A 23243-nucleotide genomic window follows, 5' to 3' on the forward strand; every position below is an offset into this window, starting at 1 on the left:
CGATCTTTGCTGCGATCGACACCACGGCAGCCCACTGCGATTCGTGCTCGCCACGATGCTCGAACACCATGCGCACGACGCGCTCGCGGACCTCGGGGGAAAACTTCACTGACTTCCTCATGGCTCCATTCTCTCAAAGATTGGAGCCTCCTCAAAATCCGGGGCGGTTCAGCCATGGATTCCGGGGTTGCCACGCGGCCTATCGAGGATATGGAAACGTATCGCCAGCATCTGCAGCAGTTCGTCTATCACAGCGGCAACCTGGTGAAGCCGGTCTTCCAGCAAGCGAAGAGCATCGCTTCTGCCAGAAAACGCGTAGTGTTTGCAGAAGGCGAGGAAGAGCGCGTCCTGAGAGCGGTACAGATCGTCGTCGACGAACAACTGGCAACGCCAATTCTCGCAGGCGCAAGCCCAATTTCTCAATGCGCTTCGCAATGACAGCCGGTCGCCCGTTCGATAGGTGTTTCTTCAGAAATGAAGGCCGCACTGTTGTCTCCTGCAGGTGCGATTCGTGGTGCAACCGCCAAGCTTCGGACGCACGGGGCCCTATGGCAGCTCCAGTACATCGGAGCCGCCTGGCGATCAAGAATGTTGGAAAAGGACAGGACGGCACCAGACCAGGTGCCCGGCCGGTGGGGAGCGCTATGCAGTCACTCCGGCTGAATGCCAGCGTCCGTGATGACTTTCGTCCACCGATTAGCTTCTTCGTTGAAAAACTTCTTATGGCCTGCCGGTGAGAGACGGTCGTCGGTGACAACCGTGATGCCCAATGCCTCTTCACGTTTGATTAACGCCGGATCCTTCAGCGCTGCGCGCAGGGCCTTGTTGATTTTCTCAAGTACGGCTGGCGGGGTACCGCGAGGCGCATACAAACCGTGCCAGACGGTGAAGTTGAATCCCGGCAAGCCGGCTTCGTTGAGGGTCGGAATGCCCGCCAACGCCGGCACCGTCGAGCGTTGGGCACTTGTCACCCCAAACGCCTTGACCTTCTTGGCTTCGATCTGTGGCGTACTGTTGGTGGCCTGCTCACACATCAGATCGATCTGCCCACCCATGATGTCGGACATCGCGGGCGCCGTTCCCTTGTACGGGACAAAGGTCATGTCGCTTTTCAGCGTGCTTTGCAGCAGCAGGCTACAGAGGTGCGACGCAGAGCCCACGCCCGCGTTTGCCAGGTTCAGCTTTCCGCCATTCGCCGCAATAAACTTCTTGAGTTCGGGCATGTTGTTCGGAGGCAGGGCGTTCTTGCCGATCAGTGTCGACGGAGCCTCGTTGATCAGCCCCAGGAATTCCAGGTCCGAGGTCTTGTAGCCAAGCTTCTTGTACAGGGCTGGTGCCGTCGCCAGGCCGATATGGTGGACCAGCAGCGTATAGCCATCCGGGGTCGCCCGGGCGACACGAGCCGTACCGATGGTACCGCCGGCACCAGCGGTATTCTCGACGACAACCGTGGTGCCGAGTGTTTTCCGCAGCGATTCGGCGACGTCTCTAGCGATCTTGTCGCTCGGGCCTCCAGCCACGAACGGGACAACCAAGGTGACAGGCTTCTCCGGATATTCGGCACGGGCGTAGCCGGACGTGACGAAGAGGCCGCTGAAAATGCATAGGGTTGCGGCGCGGGCGGCCGCTTGCTTGATCCACATGGTTGTCTCCGTTTATGTTTTTGAATTGCTGCGGCTTAAGCCGACAGCTGCCGCATCACGCTATACAGGTCTGACTTGCCTTCGAAGCCAATACCGGGCAGGTCGGGCATCGTGAGGTAGCCCTTCTCGACCTTGACGCCATCGGGGAAGCCGCCAAACGGCTGGAACAGGTCGGGATAGCTTTCATTGCCCCCCAGGCCCAAGCCCGCTGCGATATTCAGTGACATCTGGTGGCCGCCATGCGGAATGCAGCGGGTGGCCGACCAGCCGTGCTGCTTGAGCATGTCAAGCGTGCGCAGGTATTCGACCAGGCCATAGCTGAGCGCGCAGTCAAATTGCAGGTAGTCGCGATCCGGGCGCATGCCGCCGTAGCGAATCAGGTTGCGGGCGTCCTGCATCGAGAACAGGTCTTCGCCGGTGGCCATCGGCTTGTCATAGTAGTTGCGCAGCGTCGCTTGCAGCTCGAAGTCCAACGGATCGCCCGGCTCCTCGTACCAGAACAGATCGTATTGGGAAAGCGCCTTGGCGTACTGGATGGCGGTGTCGAGGTCGAAGCGCCCATTGGCATCGACGGCGAGCTTCTGACCATCCTGCAGCACGCTCAGAATCGAGTCGATGCGTCGCAGATCCTCGTCCAGCGACGCGCCGCCGATCTTCTTCTTGACCACGGTGTAGCCGCGGTCGATGTAGCTGCGCATCTCGTCCTTCAGCTTGCCGTGATCCTGGCCGGGATAGTAGTAACCGCCGGCGGCGTAGACGAACACCTTGCGGTCCGCCTGCCCGTTGCCATAGCGGTCGGCCAGCAACTGGAACAAGGGCTTGCCTTCGATCTTGGCGACAGCATCCCAGACCGCCATGTCGATGGTGCCGATGGCCACCGATCGCTCGCCATGGCCGCCCGGCTTCTCGTTCTTGAACATGGTGTCCCAGATCTTGTGCGGATCCAGGTTCTTGCCGGTGGCGTCGACCAGCGACTCCGGATCGGCTTCCAGGATGCGCGGAATGAACCGCTCACGCATCAGGGTGCCTTGGCCATAGCGACCGTTGGAGTTGAAGCCGTAGCCGACCACGGGCTTGCCGTCGCGGATCACGTCGGTGACCACGGCGACGAGGCTCAGCGTCATCTTGCTGAAATCGATGTAGGCATTGCGGATGGGCGAGCTGATCGGGAAGGTCTTCTCGTGGATTTCTACGACTCTCACAGTGTGTCTCCTGACTCACATTACTTGAACGCTGGGCGCGTCGGAGTACGTAGCTTAGGTGCGGAATGGCGTACTACAATTGAATCACTTTCATTTCATTATTCGCTCAAAGTGAAGACTGAAATCGCGTCCGAACTGGAGTTCTTCGTCCTGATTGCCCGGCACGCCTCTCTAGCGGCCGCGGCGCGCGAACTGGATCTGACGCCCCCCGCAGCGACAAAGCGGCTGGCCCTGATGGAAAGCCGCCTTGGAGTACGGCTCGTGAATCGCACCACGCGACGCATCAGCCTGACGAACGAAGGCGAGACCTACCTGGCATATGCCAAGAGGATCCTGGCGGACCTCCGGGAGATGGAGAGCGTTGTGGCAAGCAGCGGTGCCGAACCTCGCGGACTGCTGCGGGTCAATGCAACACTCGGCTTCGGACGGACCACCATTGCTCCTCTGGTGTCCGAGTTTGCAAAGCGCTATTCACAGGTGGAGGTGCAGCTTGAAGTCACGGATCGCCCCGTAGACCTTGTTGACAGTGGTGTCGACCTGGCTATCCGGTTCGGAACGCTGCCGGATAACCGGCTGAGCGCAAGGCGGATCATGTCGAACCGTCGCTTCCTCTGCGCTTCGCCGGTCTACCTGGACAAATTCGGGTCACCGCAGTCATTGTCCGAGCTTCACAAGCATCGCTGCATCATTCACAGACAGAACGACGAAGCCCACACCATCTGGCGCTTCGAGCAGGCGGGGCATCACGAAAGCGTTAAGGTCACCGGGGCCCTATCCAGCAACGACGGGGATATCGTTCTCGGCTGGGCGCTCGACGGGCACGGCATCCTGATCCGTTCCGAGTGGGACTTGGCAAAGTATCTGGAGAGCGGCCGGTTGCGAGTCGTCTTACCGCAGTTCAAACTGCCTTCGGCGGACCTCTTTGTCTACTACTCGCAGCGCCGAAATCAGACAGCACGTGCTCGTGCGTTCATTGACTTTTTAGTAGAGACGTTTCAGAAGTCGCTTGAAAAGAAGGTATAGGGGCGACAGAAGGCGGCCGCTATGGGCCGTACTGCAGACACTCGGAGTACGCCCGCGGACGACCGTTACGGGTCGCCAGGAGACAGTGAGCAACTGGTGCAGAGCAGTCCAACGAATTCGTGCTTCAAGTCAGGGCAGTTCTCGCTATTTCCGCTTCTAGTACGGGAGAGCGCTGGCCCAATTAACTGCTAAGTCGTTGATTTTTCGGAAAACGCAGTCTCACGAATTCCGGATCCTGACACTTAGATCATTTGGCAAACCACCTCGTCGCAAAATCGAGCGCCAGACTAAATGGCAAGAGTCAAGGCAACCATCTGATAAGTAAAGATTTTTGCTCTCTGTCTTCATGGCCAGCAACATGAAGCCTGCCATAGACCACTACTGGCAACGATTGGTCAGCTGCGCGTTGAGCTGTGTGCTCATCTGCGGGTAGGCGTCGAAAAGGGCCTGCGAGCGTTCGGTCCTGACGCCGCTCTCGGCTCGTATCTGCCTGACCGTCTTGAAGCTCCAAATCGCCTGGCCATTCACACAGGTGCATGTCCACACTACGGTGTTATCGATGGCCTCCTCGTTGGCCTTCCACACAGCTCGTTCCGCCGCCTGCCGCTGGGCTTCAAGCGCTGCCTCAGCGGCTTGGCCAGCCCGCAGGATATCCGCCACAGTCTGGGCCCCTGCTGGGCAAACTCCGGCTAGGGCAACGGTAAGCAACAGCGCGCGCCGCATCTCAGTCCCCCCGGGCGTAGACGGTGGCCCGGCGCATGTCGTACAGGCCGAAAAGATAGGCGCGGATCTCGCCCGCTGGCTGGGCCGTGATCAGCCCTTCCAGCCGCTCCAGAGTCATATAGAACGGGTTTTCCAGGTCGAGCACGCAGGACAGGTCGCTGTCTTGGGGCAGGGTGCGCAGCGGGTGCGCGGCTAGAATGGCGTCAGCCATAGCGAACCTCCTTGAAAGGTTGGTTGTGGTCAGGCGGGTGCGGTGGCTGCTACCACTGCATTCGCCGCATCAGTGCTTTGTGGGCTATGCGTTACCCGAGCTTTAGCGCGAGATCCCGCGCGCGCGGATGGTAGTAACGCTTCAACATCGACAGCTGAAAGCTCAAGTACATTGTCCAATTTGTCCGCGATGCGACTAGTTGCCTCATGCCTGAGGTCATGGAAATGAAAATCCTCCAAGCCAGCTCTTGCTACGGCCCGGGTGAACGATTTCTTGACCGCGTCGGCGGTAATGGGGAAAGCGCGGCCAGAGATATGACGAGGGAGTGTTGCCAGGGTGGCCGTGGCCCTCGTTGAAAGCGGTACATCGCGTGCTGAGCCGTTCTTGGTGTCGTGAAGACGAGCGTACCTGTCGCTGAGATCGACATCCCTCCAATGAAGCGAGAGCAACTCGCCCCGCCGCATGGCGGTTTCCATGGCCACGATCACGAGCGGTCGCATCCAGGGATTGCTAGGGCCGGTAAGGCGTCCTCTGGGGTCGCGTGGAGGTGTTTCGAGTGCGGCGAGGAGTCGTTCCTCCTCTCCATATCCCAGGCGGCGGTTGCGCCCGCGATTTTCCGCGGGCCGGCGAATCATTGACACGGGATTGTCAATGTGGATTCCCCATTCTTTGCGTGCCACATTAATCACGTGGGAAATCAGGTTCAGGTCACGGTTCGTTGTCGAGCCGGATACCTGCTTCAGTCGTTTGTCGCGCCACTCGGCGATGAGCTTGCCTGACAAGGCCGCGACCTTCACCTGCGTAAGGGGATCGCGAAGCATCGCGGTGAGACGATACCGTTCCGATTGCGCGCCCTTCTTCTGGGCAGACACCTCGTGCAGGTATCTCCGAATCAGATCGCCCAGGCTTTTTTCGGCTTCGGTGCGATCAATGAAGACGCCGCGTTCGATCTCGGACTCAATGACGGTTGCCCATGCCCGGGCGTCGCCCTTGGTCGAGAAGTTGCGGGAGAGGGTGGGCCAGCCTTTGCGTCGAATCTGGGCTTCCCAGTTCGATCCCCGTTGCCGAATAGTCGCCATTCGTGGTCCTTCACAAGTTTGCGTGTGGCAAATTTGTGGCAACCGGACCGATTCGAGGGAGGCCAGAAATCGAAGGGTTAGTGCATCCTAACCCCGGGAATGAGAAAAGCCAGCGCAAGGCTGGCTTTTCCGAATCTGGTGGGTGGTACAGGGATTGAACCTGTGACCCCTGCCGTGTGAAGGCAGTGCTCTACCGCTGAGCTAACCACCCCTTACTGCGCCGTCGTTGCCGTCGTGCAGCGGAGAAATGAGATTATGCAGAGGTTCTTGTATCTTGTAAAGCCCTTTTTTGATTTTTGTCAGGCGGCCAGGCTTCCGGGTTCTGCCGCGGGGGCTTCCTGCCACACCGTCTTGCCGCCGCTGGCCTTGTCCAGGCCCTTGAGCAGGGCGAGATGGGCCTGCTGCTCTTCGTCCGTGGCGCGCAGCACGGGCAGGGCCAGGCGCGACAGGTCGGCCGCGGCAACCGCGCCGCCGTGGCCTGCGGTGCTGTCGTGCATGTCGATCACCAGCGAATCCTGGCCGCGCGTCATGGCCAGGTAGACCTCGGCCAGCAGCTCGGCATCCAGCAGGGCGCCGTGCAGCGTGCGGTGGGCGTTGCTGATGCCCAGGCGGTCGCACAGGGCGTCGAGCGAGTTGCGCTTGCCGGGGAACATCTGGCGGGCTTCGCGCAGGGTGTCGATCACATTGCCGGCATGCTGGCGGAACGGCGGCAGGCCCAGCAGCTGGAATTCCATGTCGAGGAAGCCCAGGTCGAACGGCGCGTTGTGGATGATCAGCTCGGCATCCTGGATGAACTCGCGGATGTCGTTGACGACTTCGGCAAAGCGGGGCTTGTCGGCCAGGAACTCGACCGTGATGCCGTGCACGGCGATCGCGCCCTCGTCGATATCGCGTTCCGGGTTGACGTAGAAGTGCAGGTGGCGCCCCGTCAGGCGGCGGTTCATCAGCTCGACGCAGCCGATTTCGATCAGGCGGTCGCCGGTGGCGGCACTCAGGCCGGTGGTTTCGGTGTCGAGAACGATTTGTCGCATGGCGGGCATTCTAGCGGAGCTGCGTGGGCGCCCCGCGGTTTCTTGTTAGCGAGAGGGATCAGCGGCCGATCGATTCGACGCCGCGGTTGGCCAGCGCGTCGGCGCGCTCATTGCCGGGGTGGCCGTTGTGGCCGCGCACCCAGTGCCAGGAGATCTGGTGCGGCTGCGCCAGGGTGTCCAGTTCCTGCCACAGGTCGGCGTTCTTGACAGGCTTCTTGTCGGCGGTCTTCCACCCGCGGGCCTTCCAGCCGGGCAGCCATTCGCTGATGCCCTTCTGGACATACTGCGAGTCGGTATAGACACGCACGACGCAGGGACGCTTGAGCGCGCGCAATGCTTCGATCACGGCGGTCATTTCCATGCGGTTGTTGGTAGTGTTGGGCTCGCCGCCGAACATTTCTTTCTCGCTGGCGCCGGCGACGAGCACCGCGCCCCAGCCGCCGCGGCCGGGATTGCCCTTGCAGGCGCCGTCGGAGTAGATCGTGACTTCTTGCATGTGATTCCAAGGTGGCCACCCGCCGGGCAGGTGGCGCTTTGAGGGCGAATCGGGTGAGAGCGCGGGCGCGCGCCGGCGTCAGCGCTCTTCGCCGGGGGTCTTGCCGTGGGTGCCGGTAGGCGTGGCCACGGGCGATGACACCGGAGCCAGCGCCGGCTTGCTCTTCCAGGCCGGGCCGACCAGGCGGATATTGCGCACGCGCTTGATCGCCGAGATCATATAGACCGCGCCGAAGATCGGCCACCAGCGGTCACCGGCCTTTTCCATGAAGGCGGCGCGCTGCAGCCAGCGGTCGGTGCGGTAGGGCGGGCAGTAGCAGCCGAAGCGGCCGCGGATGATATCGAAGCCCAGCAGCTTGAGCCAGTCCTTGATGCGCACGAAGCCGATCTGCTGCGCGTCCGTCGGCAGGAAGGGCGTGGCGCCGAGCCGGTTCATGCCCTGGCGCGCGCCCCACAGGCTCATCGGGTTGAAGCAGGTGACCACCACGCGCCCCTCGGGCATCAGCACCCGCGAGACCTCGCGCAGCACTTCATGCGGGTCTTCGGCGAATTCCAGGATGTGGGGCAGGGTGACCAGGTCGATGCTCTGGGTGTCGAACGGCAGCTCGTCGAAGCGGCACAGCAGCTGGCGCGCGTCGGGATGTGCGGCGCGCGGCCCGTGCGGTCCACTGGAAGGGTCCAGCGCCAGCGCCGAGAACGGCATCCGGTTCTCGCGCAGGGTGTCGATAAAGGGCAGGCCCAACTGGACGGCGTGGTAGCCGAAGATGTCGGTCACGATCCGGTCGTACTGCTGCGCCTCCCAGCGCAGCATGTACTCACCGGGCGGCGAGGCCAGCCAGTCTTCCCAGCTTACAATCGGATGATTGGGACGATTGGACATAGGAGCATGCGCATGTTGAAGGTTGAGCCGATCCCGGCGTTCCAGGATAACTATATCTGGGCCATCCACGACGGTCATAGCGCCGCCGTGGTCGATCCCGGCGAGGCCGCGCCGGTGGAGCGCTTCCTGGCGCAAAGCGGTCTGGCTCTGGGCGCTATTGTAATCACCCATCACCACGGCGATCACCAGGGCGGGGTAGCCGAGTTGCTGGCGGCGCACCCGCGCACGTCGTCGGGCGCGCCGATGCCGGTGCTGGGGCCCGCCGGCGAACGCATTGGCGGGCGCACCCGGGCCCTGCGCGAAGGCGATGTCGTGACGCTAGAGGCGCCGGCGCTGACGCTGCGCGTGCTGGACGTGCCCGGGCACACCGCCGGCCATATCGCCTATGTGGGCGACCTGGGCGAAGCCGGCCCGGCGGTCTTCTGTGGCGATACGCTGTTTGCCAGTGGCTGCGGGCGTCTGTTCGAAGGCACGCCGGCACAGATGCTGGACTCGCTCGACAAGCTGGCGGCACTGCCGGGCGATACCCGCGTCTATTGCGCGCACGAATATACGCGCAGCAATGTGCGCTTTGCACGGGCGGTGGAACCGGCCAATGCCGCGCTGGCGGCATGGGAGCAGCGGGTCGACGCGCTGCGCGCGGCGGACCAGCCGACGCTGCCGACCACCATCGCTCATGAGCGCGAGGTCAATCCCTTCCTGCGCTCGCGCGAGCCCGCGGTGCGCGCGGCGGTGGCGGCGCAGGGCGGGGCCGCCACGGGCGATGCGCAGGCCTTCGGTGCGCTGCGCGGCTGGAAGGACAATTTCCGCTGAACCCTGCCGGGCCTTGCGCCGCAAGGCTTTCCGGCTGCCCGGCGGATACTGGCCATATGGAAAATCTGATTGACGCGATACGCGGTTTTTTTTAGCATCACGCATCCTTTTGGCGTCACGATTCGAGAACTTAATGAAAATTGGTCGATTACTGGCGGTGGTCGCGTGCGCCGCGCTGCTTGCAGCGTGCGCCAGCACCCCAACGCCGCCTGATGGCGCCAACGGCGCCGCGACCGCCCAGACCGCCAAGCGCCAGGACCCGCTCAACTCGCTCATCGATAAATCGGCGCTTTCTTCCGCATCCACGATCAATGTCGACCAGGGTGGCCTGGACTGGCTGCGCGGCCCGTCCAACGACATCTGGGATCGCATCCGGCGCGGCTTTGCCATGCAGGACCTGGAGGGCACGCTGGTCGATGACCGCACCCAGTGGTATGCGCAGCGGCCGGAATACATGGAACGGATGGTCGGGCGCTCAAGCCGCTACCTGTACCACATCGTAGAAGAGCTGGAACGGCGCAAGATGCCGACCGAGCTGGCGCTGCTGCCGTTCGTCGAGAGCGCGTTCAACCCGCAGGCGCAGTCCACCGCCAAGGCGGCGGGCATGTGGCAGTTCATCCCGAGTACCGGCAAGTCGTACAACCTGAAGCAGAACATGTTCCGTGACGAGCGCCGCGACGTGCTGGCCTCGACCGACGCCGCGCTGGACTACCTGGCGCGGCTCTACGATATGTTCGGCGACTGGCACCTGGCGCTGGCGGCTTACAACTGGGGCGAGGGCGCGGTGTCGCGCGCGATCGCACGCAACCAGGCGCGCGGGCTGCCGACCGACTACGCCAGCCTGCCCATGCCCAACGAGACGCGCTACTACGTGCCGAAGCTGCAGGCGGTCAAGAACATCATCGCCAACCCGGCTGCGTATGGCGTCAAGCTGCCCGAGATCCCGGACCACCCGTACTTTGTCACGGTGACCACCTCGCGCGATATCGACGTGAACCTGGCGGCCAAGCTGGCGGACATGTCGGTAGAGGAATTCAAGGCGCTCAATCCGTCGTTCAACCGGCCGGTGATCCTGGGCGCGTCCAACCCGCAGATCCTGCTGCCGTTCGATAACGCCGAGCGCTTCCAGTACAACCTGAACACCTACCGCGGCGGGTTGTCGAGCTGGTCGGCGGTGACGGTGGACAGCCGCGAGCGTATCGAAGCGCTGGCGGCACGGCTGAACGTCGACGCCGATACGCTGCGCGAGATCAACAGCATCCCGAAAGGCATGCGCCTGAAGGCCGGCTCGACCGTGATGATCCCGCGCTCGGGCCGCCACGACCAGGATATCAGCGCGACCCTGGCCGACAGTGCCATGCTGGCGATGGAGCCTGATTTGCCGGATGCGCGCCGCGTGGTGGTGCGTGCCGGGCGGCGCGACACCGTGGCCTCGGTGGCGCGGCGCTATGGCGTCTCGGCGGGGCAGGTGCAATCGTGGAACAAGCTCTCCGGCACCAAGTTGGTCGCCGGGCAGAGCCTGGTGCTGATGGTGCCGGTGCGCGGCGCCGGCGCGGTGCGGGCGGCGCGGGCCGAACAGGCCGACCGTGCCGAGCGCGCCGACCGTGCAGAGCGTTCCGAGCGAAGCAGCAAGGGCGGCATCGTGCGGGTCTCGGCCAAGGGCAAGGCGGGCAAGGCGGAGCCGCGCAAGCGCGTCACCGTCGAGGCGGCCTCGCGGCGCACGGCAGTCAAGGCGACGCCGGCGCGCGTGGTGCGCGAGTCCAAGCCGGGGCCGAACGTCAAGGCGTCGGCCAAGGCCGGCGCCAAGGGGGCCAAGGCCCGCTGACGAATGCGGGCGCCGGCTGGTCCGCCGCATGGCGCAAGAAGGGGCGATGCCGTCGGCACGCCCCTTTTTTTCATGTGCCGGCCCCCGGGGCCCGCGCGCCCCTCTCCGAATCTGTGTCCACGCGCACCCGCGCCGGTGGCAAACTACGGTCATCATCACAATGACCGCAGACGCGGAGGAGACAGACATGACGGCAAGCCATGCCGTGCATGCCCGTTCGCTGGCCGACCCCGAGGGGTTCTGGGCCGAACAGGCGGCGCGCATCGACTGGGAAACCCCGTTCGGCCAGGTGCTCGACAACAGCCGCGCGCCCTTTACGCGCTGGTTCGTCGGCGGGCGCACCAACCTGTGCCACAACGCGGTCGACCGCCACCTGGCGGCCCGCGCCAGCCAGCCGGCGCTGCACTGGGTCTCGACCGAGACCGACCAGGCCCGCACCTTTACCTACGCCGAGCTGCACGACGAAGTCAGCCGCATGGCCGCGATCCTGCAGGGCCTGGACGTGCAGAAGGGCGACCGCGTGCTGATCTACATGCCGATGATCCCGGAAGCCGCCTTTGCCATGCTGGCCTGCGCGCGCATCGGCGCGATCCATTCGGTGGTGTTCGGCGGCTTTGCCTCGGTCAGCCTGGCCGCGCGCATCGAGGATGCCCGGCCGCGCGTGGTGGTCAGCGCCGACGCCGGCTCGCGTGCCGGCAAGGTGGTGCCCTACAAGCCGCTGCTGGACGAGGCCATCCGGCTCTCGTCGCACCAGCCCGGGAAGGTGCTGCTGGTGGACCGGCAACTGGCGCAAATGCCCCGTACCGAGGGCCGCGATGAGGACTACGCCGCCTGGCGCGAACGCGTGGCCGGCGTGCAGGTGCCGTGCGTGTGGCTGGAATCGAGCGAGCCGTCGTACGTGCTATACACCTCCGGCACCACCGGCAAGCCCAAGGGCGTGCAGCGCGATACCGGCGGCTACGCGGTGGCGCTGGCCACCTCGATGGAATACATCTTCTGCGGCAAGCCCGGCGACACCATGTTCACCGCGTCGGACATCGGCTGGGTGGTGGGGCACAGCTATATCGTCTACGGCCCGCTGCTGGCCGGCATGGCCACGCTGATGTATGAAGGCACGCCGATCCGCCCCGACGGTGGCATCCTGTGGCGGCTGGTGGAGCAATACAAGGTCAACCTGATGTTCAGCGCGCCGACCGCGATCCGCGTGCTGAAGAAGCAGGACCCGGCCTGGCTGACCCGCTACGACCTGTCCAGCCTGCGCCTGCTGTTCCTGGCCGGCGAGCCGCTGGACGAGCCCACCGCGCGCTGGATCCAGGACGGCCTGGGCAAGCCCGTGGTCGACAACTACTGGCAGACCGAATCCGGCTGGCCGATCCTCGCGATCCAGCGCGGCATCGAGGCGCTGCCGCCCAAGCTGGGCTCGCCCGGCGTGCCCGCCTACGGCTATGACCTGAAGATCGTCGACGAGAACACCGGCGCTGAATGCCCGCCGGGGCAGAAGGGTGTGGTCGCCATCGACGGCCCGCTGCCGCCGGGATGCATGAGCACGGTCTGGGGCGACGACGACCGCTTCGTGCGCACCTACTGGCAGGCGGTGCCGAACCGGCTGTGCTATTCGACCTTCGACTGGGGCGTGCGCGACGCCGACGGCTATGTTTTTATCCTGGGCCGCACCGACGACGTGATCAACGTTGCCGGCCACCGGCTGGGCACCCGCGAGATCGAGGAAAGCCTGTCGTCCAACGCTGCCGTGGCCGAGGTGGCGGTGGTGGGCGTGCAGGACGCGCTCAAGGGGCAGGTGGCGATGGCCTTCTGCATCGCCCGCGATCCGGCGCGCACGGCCACGGCCGAAGCGCGGCTGGCATTGGAGGGCGAGTTGATGAAGACGGTGGAGCAGCAACTGGGTGCCGTGGCGCGGCCGGCGCGCGTATTCTTTGTCAATGCACTGCCCAAGACCCGCTCCGGCAAGTTGCTGCGGCGCGCCATGCAGGCGGTGGCCGAAGGGCGCGATCCGGGCGACCTGACCACGATCGAGGACCCGGGTGCGCTGGAACAGTTGCAGGCAGCGCTGAAAGGCTAGATGGCGGGCTGAGGGCGTGGGATGCGGGTGCCGTGCGGGGCACTCCGCCTCCCGCCCTTGCCATCGGCCGTGATGCAGTCTAATATTTGAAGTATAAAATATTTAGACATCATCTAGATGGCGGTGTGATCCTGGGCAAAGGTGCCCGGCGCAGCCGGCAGGAGGCGACAGATGCGAGTGCTTTGTATTGGTGGTGGCCCGGCAGGCCTGTACTTCGGGCTGCTGATGAAGCTGCAGGATCCGGCCAACGAGGTCATCGTGGTCGAGCGCAACCGGCCCTACGACACCTTCGGCTGGGGCGTGGTGTTCTCTGACGCCACCATGGACAACCTGAAGCAAGCCGACCCGGTCAGCGCGGCCGAGATCAACGCGGCCTTCAACCACTGGGACGATATCGACATCCATATCGGCGGGCGCACCATCCGCTCCGGCGGCCATGGCTTTATCGGCATCGGCCGCAAGCGCCTGCTCAATATCCTGCAGGCACGCTGCGAGGCGCTGGGCGTGAAGCTGGTGTTCGAGACCGATGTGTCCGACGACCAGGCGCTGGCGATGCAATACCAGGCCGACCTGGTGATCGCCTCGGACGGCCTGAACAGCCGCATCCGCACCCGCTACGCCGACACCTTCCAGCCTGACATCGACACGCGCCAGTGCCGCTTTGTCTGGATGGGCACGCACAAGCTGTTCGACGCCTTCACCTTTGCCTTCGAGAAGACCGAGCACGGCTGGTTCCAGGCGCACGCCTACCGCTTTGACGACACCACCTCGACCTTTATCGTCGAGGCCCCGGAGTCGGTCTGGCGCGCCGCGGGCATCGAGCAGATGAGCCAGGAGGAGGGCGTGGCCTACTGCGAGCGCCTGTTCGCGCGCTACCTCGACGGCAACAAGCTGATCACCAATGCGGCGCACCTGCGCGGCTCGGCGATCTGGATCCGCTTCCCGCGCGTGATCTGCCGCCAATGGGTGCATTGGAACACCTTGCCCGACGGCCGTCGCGTGCCGGTGGTGCTGATGGGCGATGCCGCGCACACCGCGCACTTCTCGATCGGTTCGGGAACCAAGCTGGCGTTGGAAGATGCGATTGACCTGGCCGAGGAAATCCGTGGCAGGGGTCATGACGGCCTGCCCGATGCACTGTCGCGCTACGAAGCCACGCGCGGCGTGGAAGTGCTGAAGATCCAGAACGCGGCGCGCAACTCGACCGAATGGTTCGAGAACGTCGAGCGTTACGCGGGCAGCCTGCCGCCGGAGCAGTTCGCCTATTCCCTGCTGACCCGCTCGCAGCGCATCTCGCATGAGAATCTGCGCGTGCGCGATGCGGACTACGTGGCGCAGTTCGAGCACTGGCTGGCGCGGCAGGCCGGCGTGCAACCGGAAAGCCTGCAACTGCGTGAGCACCAGCCGCTGCCGCCGATGTTCACGCCGTTCCGCGTGCGCGGCGTCACGCTGAAGAATCGCGTGGTGGTGTCGCCGATGGCGATGTACTCATGCACCGACGGCGTGCCCGGCGACTTCCACCTGGTCCACCTGGGTTCGCGCGCGCTGGGCGGCGCCGGCATGGTGGTGGCGGAGATGACCTGCGTGTCGCCCGATGCGCGCATCACGCCGGGATGCCCGGGTTTGTGGAACGACGCGCAGCGCGACGCCTGGCGCCGCATCGTCGACTTCGTGCATGCCAACAGCGATGCGCGCATCGCCATGCAGATCGGCCACTCGGGCCGCAAGGGTTCGACCCAGCTCGGCTGGGAGGCAATGGACCATCCGCTGTCGGAAGGCAACTGGCCGGTGATCTCGGCCTCGCCGCTGCCCTACCTGCCGGGCGAGTCGCAGACCCCGCGCGAGATGACGCGCGCAGACATGGACCGTGTGCGCGATGACTTCGTCGCCAGCGCGCGCCGCGCCGCCGAGGCCGGCTTCGACTGGCTGGAACTGCATTGCGCGCATGGCTACCTGCTGTCGAGCTTTATCTCGCCGCTGACCAATACGCGGGAAGATGAATACGGCGGTTCGCTGGCCGCACGGCTGCGCTACCCGCTGGAGGTGTTTGCCGCGGTGCGTGAAGTGTGGCCGGAACACAAGCCGATGTCGGTGCGCATCTCGGCGCACGACTGGGTCGAAGGCGGCATCACCCCCGACGATGCGATCGAGATCGCACGCGCCTTCAAGGCCGCCGGTGCCGACATGATCGACTGCTCGTCGGGCCAGGTCAGCCCGGACCAGGCTCCGGTCTACGGCCGCATGTACCAGACCCCGTTTGCCGACCGCATCCGCAACGAGGCCGGCATCGCCACCATTGCCGTGGGCGCGATCTTCGAGGCCGACCATGTCGACTCGATCATCGCCGCGGGCCGTGCCGACCTGTGCGCGATCGCGCGGCCGCACCTGGCCAACCCGGCCTGGACGCTGCAGGAAGCGGCGCGCATCGGCTACCGCGATATCACCTGGCCCAAGCAGTACCAGGCCGGCAAGCGGCAACTTGAAACCAACCTGGAACGCGCCGCGGCGCAGGAGAAGCAGGGATGACGGGCAGCACGGGTTCATTGTCAGGGCGCCACGCGCTGGTCACCGGCGGCGGGCGCGGCATCGGCGCGGCAATCGCGCGCCGGCTGCTGGCCGACGGCGCCAGCGTGACGCTGCTGGGCCGCGATGCCGGCGCGTTGCAGGCGACTGTACAAGCGCTGCGTGAGGTCGCCCCCGCAGGCGCCGTAGTCTCCTTTGTCACGGCCGATATTGCCGATGCCGACAGCGTGGCACGCGCCTTCGCCGCCGCCGCGGAACAGTCCGGCCCGGTGTCGATGCTGGTCAACAATGCCGGCCAGGCGCACAGCGCACCGTTCCTGAAGACCGATGCCGCGCTGTGGCAGCGCATGCTGGACGTGAACCTGACCGGCACCTTCCTGTGCACGCAGGCGGCGCTGCCGGCGATGCTCGACGCGGGCTGGGGCCGTATCGTCAATGTGGCGAGCACGGCCGGCCTGATCGGCTATGGCTATGTCAGTGCCTATTGCGCGGCCAAGCATGGGGTGATCGGCCTGACGCGCGCGCTGGCGCTGGAAACCGCGGCCAAGGGCGTGACCGTCAACGCGGTCTGCCCGGGCTATACCGAAACCGACATCGTGCGCGACGCGGTGGCCAACATCGTCGGCAAGACCGGCCGCACTGAAACCGAGGCCCGCGCTGAACTGGCCGCGCGCAATCCGCAGCGCCGCCTGGTGCAGCCCGAGGAAGTGGCCGACGCCGTGGCCTGGCTGTGCCAGCCGTCCGCCGCGGCGATCACCGGCCAGGCAATCCCGGTGGCCGGCGGCGAGGTGATGGCCGGCTGACAACGACAGAACAAGGACCTGAGAGAGAACCCATGACAGAGATCGCACTCGACATGCGCCACCACAAGCGCAGCTTTGCCGGCTACCAGCCGGAGCACTTCCTGTGGTCGGTGTCCGGCGACGGCAAGGTCGGCACCGTGACGCTGAACCGGCCGGAGCGCAAGAACCCGCTGACTTTCGATTCCTACGCCGAGCTGCGCGATCTGTTCCGCGGCCTGTGCTATGCCAGCGACATCAAGGCGGTGGTGGTGACGGGCGCGGGCGGCAACTACTGCTCGGGCGGCGACGTGCACGAGATCATTGGGCCTCTCACGCGCATGACCATGCCTGAGCTGCTCGACTTCACGCGCATGACCGGCGACCTGGTCAAGGCCATGCGCGCCTGCCCGCAGCCGGTGGTGAGCGCGGTCGACGGCATCTGCGCCGGCGCCGGCGCGATGATGGCGCTGGCCTCCGACATGCGCCTGGGGACGGCGCAGGCCAAGACCGCGTTCCTGTTCACGCGCGTCGGCCTGGCCGGCGCAGACATGGGCGCGTGCACGCTGCTGCCGCGCGTGATCGGGCAGGGGCGTGCCAGCGAGCTGCTCTACACCGGCCGCTCGATGAGCGCGGAAGAGGGCCTGCAGTGGGGCTTCTTCAATGCGCTGCATCCGTCCGAATCGGTGCTGGCCCAGGCGCAGACGCTGGCCGCGCAACTGGCCGCCGGCCCGACCTTTGCGCATGGTGTGACCAAGAAGCTGCTGCACCAGGAATGGAACATGGGGCTGGACGAGGCCATCGAGGCCGAGGCCGAAGCCCAGGCCATCTGCATGCAGACGCGCGACTTCCGCCGCGCCTACGAGGCCTTCGTCGCCAAGACCAAGCCGGTGTTCGAAGGGGACTGAAGCGCCATGTCCGACAAGACCTATCTCGACCTGCCGCTGTTCGACGACGCGCACCGCACACTGGAGCGCGAACTGGACGCCTGGTGCGCGCAACACCTCCATGTCGACCACAGCGATACCGACGCCGCCTGCCGCGCGCTGGTGCGCCAGCTGGGCGAGGCCGGCTGGCTGCGCTACTGCGTGCCGGCCGCGCACGGCGGCGCGCTGCCGGCGCTGGATTCGCGCTCGCTGTGCCTGCTGCGCGAGACCCTGGCGCGCCATGACGGCCTGGCCGATTTTGCCTTTGCCATGCAGGGGCTGGGCTCGGGCGCGATCTCGCTGGCCGGCCGCGATGCGCTGCGTGCGCATTACCTGCCGCGCGTGGCCCGCGGCGAGGCGATTGCCGCGTTTGCGCTGTCCGAGCCAGAGGCCGGTTCCGATGTGGCCGCCATGCAGTGCAGCGCACGGCTGTCGGACGACGGCAGCCACTATGTGATCGATGGCGCCAAGACCTGGATTTCCAACGGCGGCATTGCCGACTTCTACTGCGTGTTCGTGCGCACCGGCGAGGCGCCGGGCGCGCGCGGCATCTCCGCCTTTGTGGTGGACGCCGATACGCCGGGCCTGACCATCGCCGAGCGCATCGACGTGATGGCGCCGCACCCGCTCGCCACGCTGCGTTTCGACGACTGCCGCGTGCCCGTGGGCAACCGGCTGGGCGAGGCGGGGCAGGGCTTCAAGGTGGCGATGATGACGCTCGACATCTTCCGTGCCTCGGTCGCGGCGGCTGCGCTGGGCTTTGGCCGCGCCGCGCTTGACGATGCTCTGGCGCGCGCCTGCGCGCGCCCGATGTTCGGCGGCGTGCTGGCCGACCTGCAGCTGACCCAGGCCGCCATCGGCGACATGGCCACCGCGATCGACGCCGCGGCGCTGCTGACCTACCGCGCGGCCTGGCTGCGCGATGTCAAGGGCCAGCGCACCACGCGCGAGGCGGCCATGGCCAAGATGGTGGCGACCGAGAACGCACAGCAGGTGATCGACCGTGCGGTGCAGATGTTCGGCGGCCTGGGCGTCAAGGTCGGCACGCGGGTGGAAAGCCTGTACCGCGAGATCCGCTCGCTGCGCATCTATGAAGGCGCCACCGAAGTGCAGAAGCTGATCATTGCGCGCGAGACGCTGGCCGGGTGCAAAGCCTGACGCCCCCGCGTGCCACCCACGAACTGCCGTACCGATACAGAGCAGACAGGAGACAAGCCATGGCGACCACAGCCCACCTCGATACCTTCGCGCGCGACCGCCTGCCGCCGCCCGATATGTGGCCGGTGTTCCGCTTCAATGACGATACCGACTACCCTGAGCGGATGAATGCCGCGGTGGAGCTGGTAGACCGCCACGTGCGCGAAGGCCGCGGCGAGCGCATCGCCATCCGCCATCGCTGCGACGGACAGATCGAGACGGTCACGTATGCGCAGCTGGCGGCGCTGGTGAACCGCATCGCCCATGTGCTGGTCGAGGACATGCAGCTGGTGCCCGGCAATCGCGTGCTGCTGCGCGGGCCCAACAACCTGATGATGGCCGCCAGCTGGCTGGCCACGCTCAAGGCGGGCCTGGTCGCGGTGCCGACCATGCCGCTGCTGCGCGCCAAGGAACTGAAGCAGATCATCGACAAGGCCCAGGTCGGCGCCGCGCTGTGCGATGCGCGGCTGCGCGAGGAACTCGATGCCAACCAGCAGGCGGGCGGCGAATTCCACTGCCCGAGCCTGGCGCGCACGCTGTACTTCAACGGTGAAGGCGAGGGTTCGCTGGAGGCGGCGATGGCGGGCAAGCCGGATGCCTTCGAGGCCTGCGACACCGCCAGCGACGACGTCTGCCTGATCGCCTTTACCAGCGGCACCACCGGCCAGCCCAAGGGCACCATGCACTTCCATCGCGACGTGCTGGCCATGTGCGACCTGTTCCCGCGCCACGTGCTGCGCCCGCAGCCCGACGACGTGTTCTGCGGCACACCGCCGATCGCGTTCACCTTCGGGCTGGGCGGCATGCTGTGTTTCCCGCTGCGCATCGGCGCCAGCGCCGTGCTGGCCGAGAAGCTGACGCCAGAGACGCTGCTCGGGCTGATCCAGGATTTCCGCGCCACCATCGTCTTTACCGCCCCGACCTTCTACCGGCAGATGGCAGCGCTGGCGCCGCGCTACGACCTGTCCAGCCTGAAGAAGAGCGTGTCGGCCGGCGAAGCCCTGCCGGACGCCACGCGCCAGAGCTGGAAGGCGGCCACCGGCATCGAGATGACCGACGGCATCGGCGGCACGGAGATGATGCATATCTTTATCTCCAGCGCCGGCGCCGAGGTCAGGCCGGGCGCGATCGGGCGCGTGGTGCCGGGCTATGTCGCGCAGATCGTCGACGAGAACATGCAGCCCCTGCCGCCGGGGCAGGTCGGCAAGCTCGCGGTGCAGGGGCCAACCGGCTGCCGCTACCTGGACGATCCGCGCCAGTCCAACTATGTGAAGGCGGGCTGGAACCTGCCGGGTGATACCTTTTTCGTTGACGAGGACGGCTACTACTTCTACCAGGCGCGTTCGGACGACATGATCATCTCGGCCGGCTACAACATCGCCGGGCCGGAGGTGGAAAGCGCACTGATGCAGCACGAGGCAGTGGCCGAATGCGGTGTGGTCGGCGCGCCCGACGACGGGCGCGGCCAGGTGGTGATGGCCTATGTGGTGCTGCGCGAGGGCGTGGCGGCGGACGACGCTACCCGCACCGCGCTGCAGGACTACGTGAAGCGCCAGATCGCGCCCTACAAGTATCCGCGCCGTATTGTGTTCGTGCCGGCGCTGCCGCGCACCGAGACCGGCAAGCTGCAGCGCTTCCGGCTGCGGCAGATGGCGGAGCAGGGCAATGGCGGCGGCAATGGCGGCGTCAACCAGGCGGGGAAGCCATGAGCCCCGTGTTCCGCAGCACCGTCCTGGTGCGCTTCAAGCACTGCGACGCCGCGGGCATCGTGTTCTACCCGCGCTATTTCGAGATGCTCAACGACCTGATCGAAGACTGGTTCAGCGAGGCGCTGGGCTGGCCCTTCGACGCCATGCATGGCGAGGGCCGAACTGGCGTGCCGACCGCCGAGCTGGAGTGCCGCTTCCTGGCTCCGAGCCGGCTGGGCGAGGTGCTGACGCGGGAACTGCGCGTGCTGAAGCTGGGCCAGTCCAGCTTTACCCTCGCGATCCGCTTCGCCGGCCCGCATGACGATACCCGCATGGAAGTGACGCAGCGGCTGGTCTGCGTCGATACCGGCTCGATTGCTCCGCAGCCGCTGCCCGATGCCGTGCGCGAGGCCATGTCGGCCTACCTGGTCGCGACGGCCTGAATCCCCGAATTCCATTCACTCATACAGATAATCAACAGGAAAACGCATCATGAACATCCTGCAGCCGCCCGACTGGGCGCCTCCGCGTGGCTACGCCAACGGCACCATGACCGAAATGCAGGTCGGCAGCCGCCTCCTCTTTGTCAGCGGCCAGATCGGCTGGACCGGCAAATGTGAATTCGAGACCGACGACTTCGGCCTGCAGGTGGCGCAGGCGCTGCGCAACGTGGTTGCCGTGCTGGCGGCCGGAGACGCGCTGCCCGAGCATATCGTGCGCATGACCTGGTATGTGAAGGACAAGGCGGAATATGTCGGCGCCTATGGGGCGATCGGCCAGCATTACCGGGCCATCATCGGCCGCCACTTCCCGGCGATGACGGCGGTTGAGGTTGCGGACCTGGTGGAGCCGCGCGCCAAGGTGGAAATCGAGGTCACGGCGGTCGTGCCGCCGCGGGCGTAACGTAGCAGGCACAGGGCAGGACGGTGGCCGGCGGCGTGGCGCCGCCGTTGCCTGCCGCGTGCAAGTCCTTGAAAACTTGAGAAATTGGGTGGCGCGGGATATAATTCGAAAGTTTCGCTTTCAGAACCCTTCACCCTAGCGCCTACCGCTTTCCACCTTCCGCCGCCCCCAGCCGCGCCGCCTTTGCTGTCCGCATTCAATGTGACGCAAGGAGCATGTCGCAACCGGATCCGACCGCATCGGCGCAATGCCGCTGCCGCCGTCACGGATCCAGCCTGGGAGGCACGAGGCGTCGATTGGTCGGTCACGGGGTGAGTCCAGCAGGAGCCTACCCGTGTTACCGTCTTTTCCGTCCGCCATTCTCGCGCTTGCAGACGGCACGGTCTTTCGTGGCTATTCCATTGGCGCTTCCGGCCATACCATCGGTGAAGTGGTGTTCAACACCGCCATCACCGGTTACCAGGAAATCCTCACCGACCCGAGTTACTCCCGGCAGATCGTCACGCTGACGTATCCGCATATCGGTAACTACGGGGTCAATCCTGAGGATGTCGAAGCCACGAAAGTCCATGCCGCCGGCCTGATCATCAAGGATCTGCCGATCCTGGCCTCGAACTTCCGCAAGGAGCACACCCTTGCCCACTACCTGAAGCAGGAAAAGGTGGTGGCCATCGCCGGCATCGATACGCGCAAGCTGACGCGTATCCTGCGTGAAAAGGGTGCCCAGAACGGCTGCATCCTGGCCGGCGAAGACAATGTCCAGAAGGCCATCGACCTGGCCCGCTCGTTCCCCGGCCTGGCCGGCATGGACCTGGCCAAGGTAGTCTCGGTCAAGGAACCGTACGAGTGGACCCAGTCCGAATGGAAGCTGGGCGAAGGCTACGGCAAGCAGGACCAGCCGCAATTCCACGTGGTCGCCTATGACTACGGCGTCAAGTACAACATCCTGCGCATGCTGGCCGAGCGCGGCTGCAAGGTCACGGTGCTGCCCGCGCAGGCGAGCGCCGCCGACGCGCTGGCGCTGAATCCGGACGGCGTGTTCCTGTCCAACGGCCCCGGTGACCCCGAGCCGTGCGACTATGCCATCGCCGCCACGCGCGAGTTCATCGAGCGCGGCATCCCGACCTTCGGCATCTGCCTGGGCCACCAGATCATGGCGCTGGCAGTAGGCGCCAAGACCCTGAAGATGAAGTTCGGCCACCATGGCGCCAACCACCCGGTCAAGGACCTGGACGATGGCCGCGTGGTGATCACGTCGCAGAACCACGGCTTCGCGGTCGATGCGGACACGCTGCCGTCGAATGTGCGCGTGACGCACAAGTCGCTGTTCGACGGTTCGCTGCAGGGTTTCGCGCTGACCGACAAGCCGGCCTTCTGCTTCCAGGGCCATCCGGAGGCGTCGCCCGGTCCGAACGACGTGGCTTACCTGTTCGACCGCTTCATCAAGCTGATGACGGACGCGCGCAAGTAAGCGGGCAAGAAGAACAGCGCAGACCTCAGGGACATCCCATGAACGCCTTCATGCATACCGCTTTCGGCATCACCGATTTCTGGACCTATGTGCTGGGCACGATCTTTATCGTGCTGCTGCCGGGGCCGAACTCGATGTACGTGCTGTCGGTGGCGGCGCAGCGCGGCGTGCGCGCCGGCTACAAGGGCGCGTGCGGGGTGTTCCTGGGCGACTTCGTGCTGATGGTGCTGTCGGCGGCGGGCGTGGCCTCGCTGCTCAAGGCCAGCCCGGCGCTGTTCTACGTGGTGAAGTACGTCGGCGCGGCCTACCTGGCGTGGATTGGTTTCAGCATGCTGCGCGGCGCGCTGCGCAACTGGGCCGCACGCGGCGATGCCGCCGCCGCCGCGCCGGTTAGCAAGGCCGACCAGTCCGACCCGTTCCGCAAGGCGTTGCTGATCAGCCTGCTGAACCCGAAGGCGATCCTGTTCTTCATCTCGTTCTTCATCCAGTTTGTCGACCCGGCCTTCGCTTACCCGGTGCTGTCGTTCTCCGTGCTGGGCCTGGTCGCCCAGTTCTGCAGCTTTGCCTACCTGACCACGATCATCTTCGTGGGCGCGAAGCTGGCCGACGCATTCCGGCGCCGCCGGCGCCTGTCGGCGGGCATGTCGAGCGGGGTGGGCGCGATGTTCATCGGCTTCGGCGCCAAGCTGGCGACGGCCACGATGAACTGAGCAAGACGATATTTTTGAATCCTGACGGATTCCCTGATTAC

General features: G+C 65.4%; 21 protein-coding genes, 1 tRNA gene and 1 pseudogene. 14 read left to right on the forward strand and 9 right to left on the reverse strand.

From position 1 onward, the window contains the following. Positions 1-168 precede the first annotated feature (168 nt). Positions 169-405 (forward strand): annotated as a pseudogene (locus AC3WRI_RS25530) (phosphate acyltransferase); the annotation flags it as partial. Between the two features lie 245 nt (positions 406-650). Here AC3WRI_RS25530 and AC3WRI_RS25535 read toward each other — a convergent pair. Continuing rightward, positions 651-1643 carry a tripartite tricarboxylate transporter substrate-binding protein gene (locus AC3WRI_RS25535; RefSeq protein ID WP_492294306.1) on the reverse strand — a complete coding sequence of 331 codons (993 nt, stop codon included), beginning with the start codon at positions 1641-1643 and terminating at the stop codon, positions 651-653. Positions 1644-1678: 35 nt separating this feature from the next. Then, entirely contained in the window at positions 1679-2845 is a 1167-nt protein-coding gene (locus AC3WRI_RS25540) for a mandelate racemase/muconate lactonizing enzyme family protein (protein WP_439670754.1), read from the reverse strand. 111 nt (positions 2846-2956) lie between these two features. Between AC3WRI_RS25540 and AC3WRI_RS25545 the strand changes: the two genes are divergently transcribed. Next, on the forward strand, positions 2957-3868 hold the full coding sequence (locus AC3WRI_RS25545; protein WP_492294320.1) for a LysR family transcriptional regulator: 912 nt from the start codon (positions 2957-2959) through the stop codon (positions 3866-3868). A gap of 378 nt (positions 3869-4246) precedes the next feature. Here AC3WRI_RS25545 and AC3WRI_RS25550 read toward each other — a convergent pair whose 3' ends face one another. From AC3WRI_RS25550 to AC3WRI_RS25580, 7 genes are all read right to left on the reverse strand, one after another. Further along, positions 4247-4528 carry a hypothetical protein gene (locus AC3WRI_RS25550; RefSeq protein ID WP_492294308.1) on the reverse strand — a complete coding sequence of 94 codons (282 nt, stop codon included), beginning with the start codon at positions 4526-4528 and terminating at the stop codon, positions 4247-4249. A 64-nt stretch (positions 4529-4592) separates the two neighbouring features. Further along, positions 4593-4802, reverse strand: a complete 210-nt coding sequence (locus AC3WRI_RS25555) for a hypothetical protein (RefSeq protein WP_492294309.1) — start codon at positions 4800-4802, stop codon at positions 4593-4595. Between the two features lie 29 nt (positions 4803-4831). After that, entirely contained in the window at positions 4832-5881 is a 1050-nt protein-coding gene (locus AC3WRI_RS25560) for a tyrosine-type recombinase/integrase (RefSeq protein ID WP_492294311.1), read from the reverse strand. 136 nt (positions 5882-6017) lie between these two features. Beyond that, a tRNA-Val gene (locus tag AC3WRI_RS25565) sits at positions 6018-6092 on the reverse strand. An 88-nt stretch (positions 6093-6180) separates the two neighbouring features. Further along, the gene (gene dnaQ, locus AC3WRI_RS25570) at positions 6181-6921 is read right to left on the reverse strand and encodes a DNA polymerase III subunit epsilon (RefSeq protein ID WP_011615667.1); all 741 of its coding nucleotides are present in this window, start codon (positions 6919-6921) and stop codon (positions 6181-6183) included. Between the two features lie 49 nt (positions 6922-6970). After that, a complete protein-coding gene (gene rnhA, locus AC3WRI_RS25575; RefSeq protein ID WP_011615666.1) occupies positions 6971-7408 on the reverse strand; it encodes a ribonuclease HI in 438 nt (145 codons plus the stop codon). Positions 7409-7486: 78 nt separating this feature from the next. Next, positions 7487-8287 carry a methyltransferase domain-containing protein gene (locus tag AC3WRI_RS25580; protein WP_010814333.1) on the reverse strand — a complete coding sequence of 267 codons (801 nt, stop codon included), beginning with the start codon at positions 8285-8287 and terminating at the stop codon, positions 7487-7489. A 12-nt stretch (positions 8288-8299) separates the two neighbouring features. Here AC3WRI_RS25580 and gloB point away from each other — a divergent pair, with 12 nt between their 5' ends. From gloB to leuE, 12 genes are all read left to right on the forward strand, one after another. Beyond that, entirely contained in the window at positions 8300-9100 is an 801-nt protein-coding gene (gloB, locus tag AC3WRI_RS25585; protein WP_492294313.1) for a hydroxyacylglutathione hydrolase, read from the forward strand. 133 nt (positions 9101-9233) lie between these two features. Next, positions 9234-10925: a transglycosylase SLT domain-containing protein gene (locus AC3WRI_RS25590; protein WP_037025174.1), complete on the forward strand. Its 1692-nt coding sequence runs from the start codon at positions 9234-9236 to the stop codon at positions 10923-10925. Between the two features lie 187 nt (positions 10926-11112). Beyond that, entirely contained in the window at positions 11113-13005 is a 1893-nt protein-coding gene (locus AC3WRI_RS25595; protein WP_010814330.1) for a propionate--CoA ligase, read from the forward strand. A 171-nt stretch (positions 13006-13176) separates the two neighbouring features. Beyond that, positions 13177-15531: a bifunctional salicylyl-CoA 5-hydroxylase/oxidoreductase gene (locus AC3WRI_RS25600; RefSeq protein ID WP_010814329.1), complete on the forward strand. Its 2355-nt coding sequence runs from the start codon at positions 13177-13179 to the stop codon at positions 15529-15531. Continuing rightward, complete coding sequence (locus AC3WRI_RS25605; RefSeq protein ID WP_010814328.1) at positions 15528-16331, forward strand: SDR family NAD(P)-dependent oxidoreductase; 804 nt, start codon at positions 15528-15530, stop codon at positions 16329-16331. The genes AC3WRI_RS25600 and AC3WRI_RS25605 overlap by 4 nt, the downstream gene beginning before the upstream one ends. A 32-nt stretch (positions 16332-16363) precedes the next feature. Next, the gene (locus AC3WRI_RS25610) at positions 16364-17215 is read left to right on the forward strand and encodes an enoyl-CoA hydratase family protein (protein ID WP_010814327.1); all 852 of its coding nucleotides are present in this window, start codon (positions 16364-16366) and stop codon (positions 17213-17215) included. 6 nt (positions 17216-17221) lie between these two features. Continuing rightward, positions 17222-18391 (forward strand): acyl-CoA dehydrogenase family protein, encoded by a 1170-nt coding sequence (locus AC3WRI_RS25615; RefSeq protein ID WP_492294315.1) that lies wholly within the window; start codon positions 17222-17224, stop codon positions 18389-18391. Positions 18392-18450: 59 nt separating this feature from the next. Then, positions 18451-20139, forward strand: coding sequence for an AMP-binding protein (locus AC3WRI_RS25620; protein ID WP_058697206.1), 1689 nt, complete (start codon positions 18451-18453; stop codon positions 20137-20139). Then, a complete protein-coding gene (locus AC3WRI_RS25625) occupies positions 20136-20561 on the forward strand; it encodes an acyl-CoA thioesterase (protein WP_010814324.1) in 426 nt (141 codons plus the stop codon). The genes AC3WRI_RS25620 and AC3WRI_RS25625 overlap by 4 nt, the downstream gene beginning before the upstream one ends. A gap of 49 nt (positions 20562-20610) precedes the next feature. Further along, on the forward strand, positions 20611-21021 hold the full coding sequence (locus AC3WRI_RS25630) for a RidA family protein (protein ID WP_010814323.1): 411 nt from the start codon (positions 20611-20613) through the stop codon (positions 21019-21021). Positions 21022-21355: 334 nt separating this feature from the next. Further along, complete coding sequence (gene carA, locus AC3WRI_RS25635; RefSeq protein ID WP_010814322.1) at positions 21356-22492, forward strand: glutamine-hydrolyzing carbamoyl-phosphate synthase small subunit; 1137 nt, start codon at positions 21356-21358, stop codon at positions 22490-22492. A 38-nt stretch (positions 22493-22530) separates the two neighbouring features. Beyond that, on the forward strand, positions 22531-23202 hold the full coding sequence (leuE, locus tag AC3WRI_RS25640; RefSeq protein ID WP_011615659.1) for a leucine efflux protein LeuE: 672 nt from the start codon (positions 22531-22533) through the stop codon (positions 23200-23202). Positions 23203-23243: the final 41 nt, after the last annotated feature.

The sequence above is a fragment of the Cupriavidus sp. FW305-27 genome (assembly GCF_058787995.1).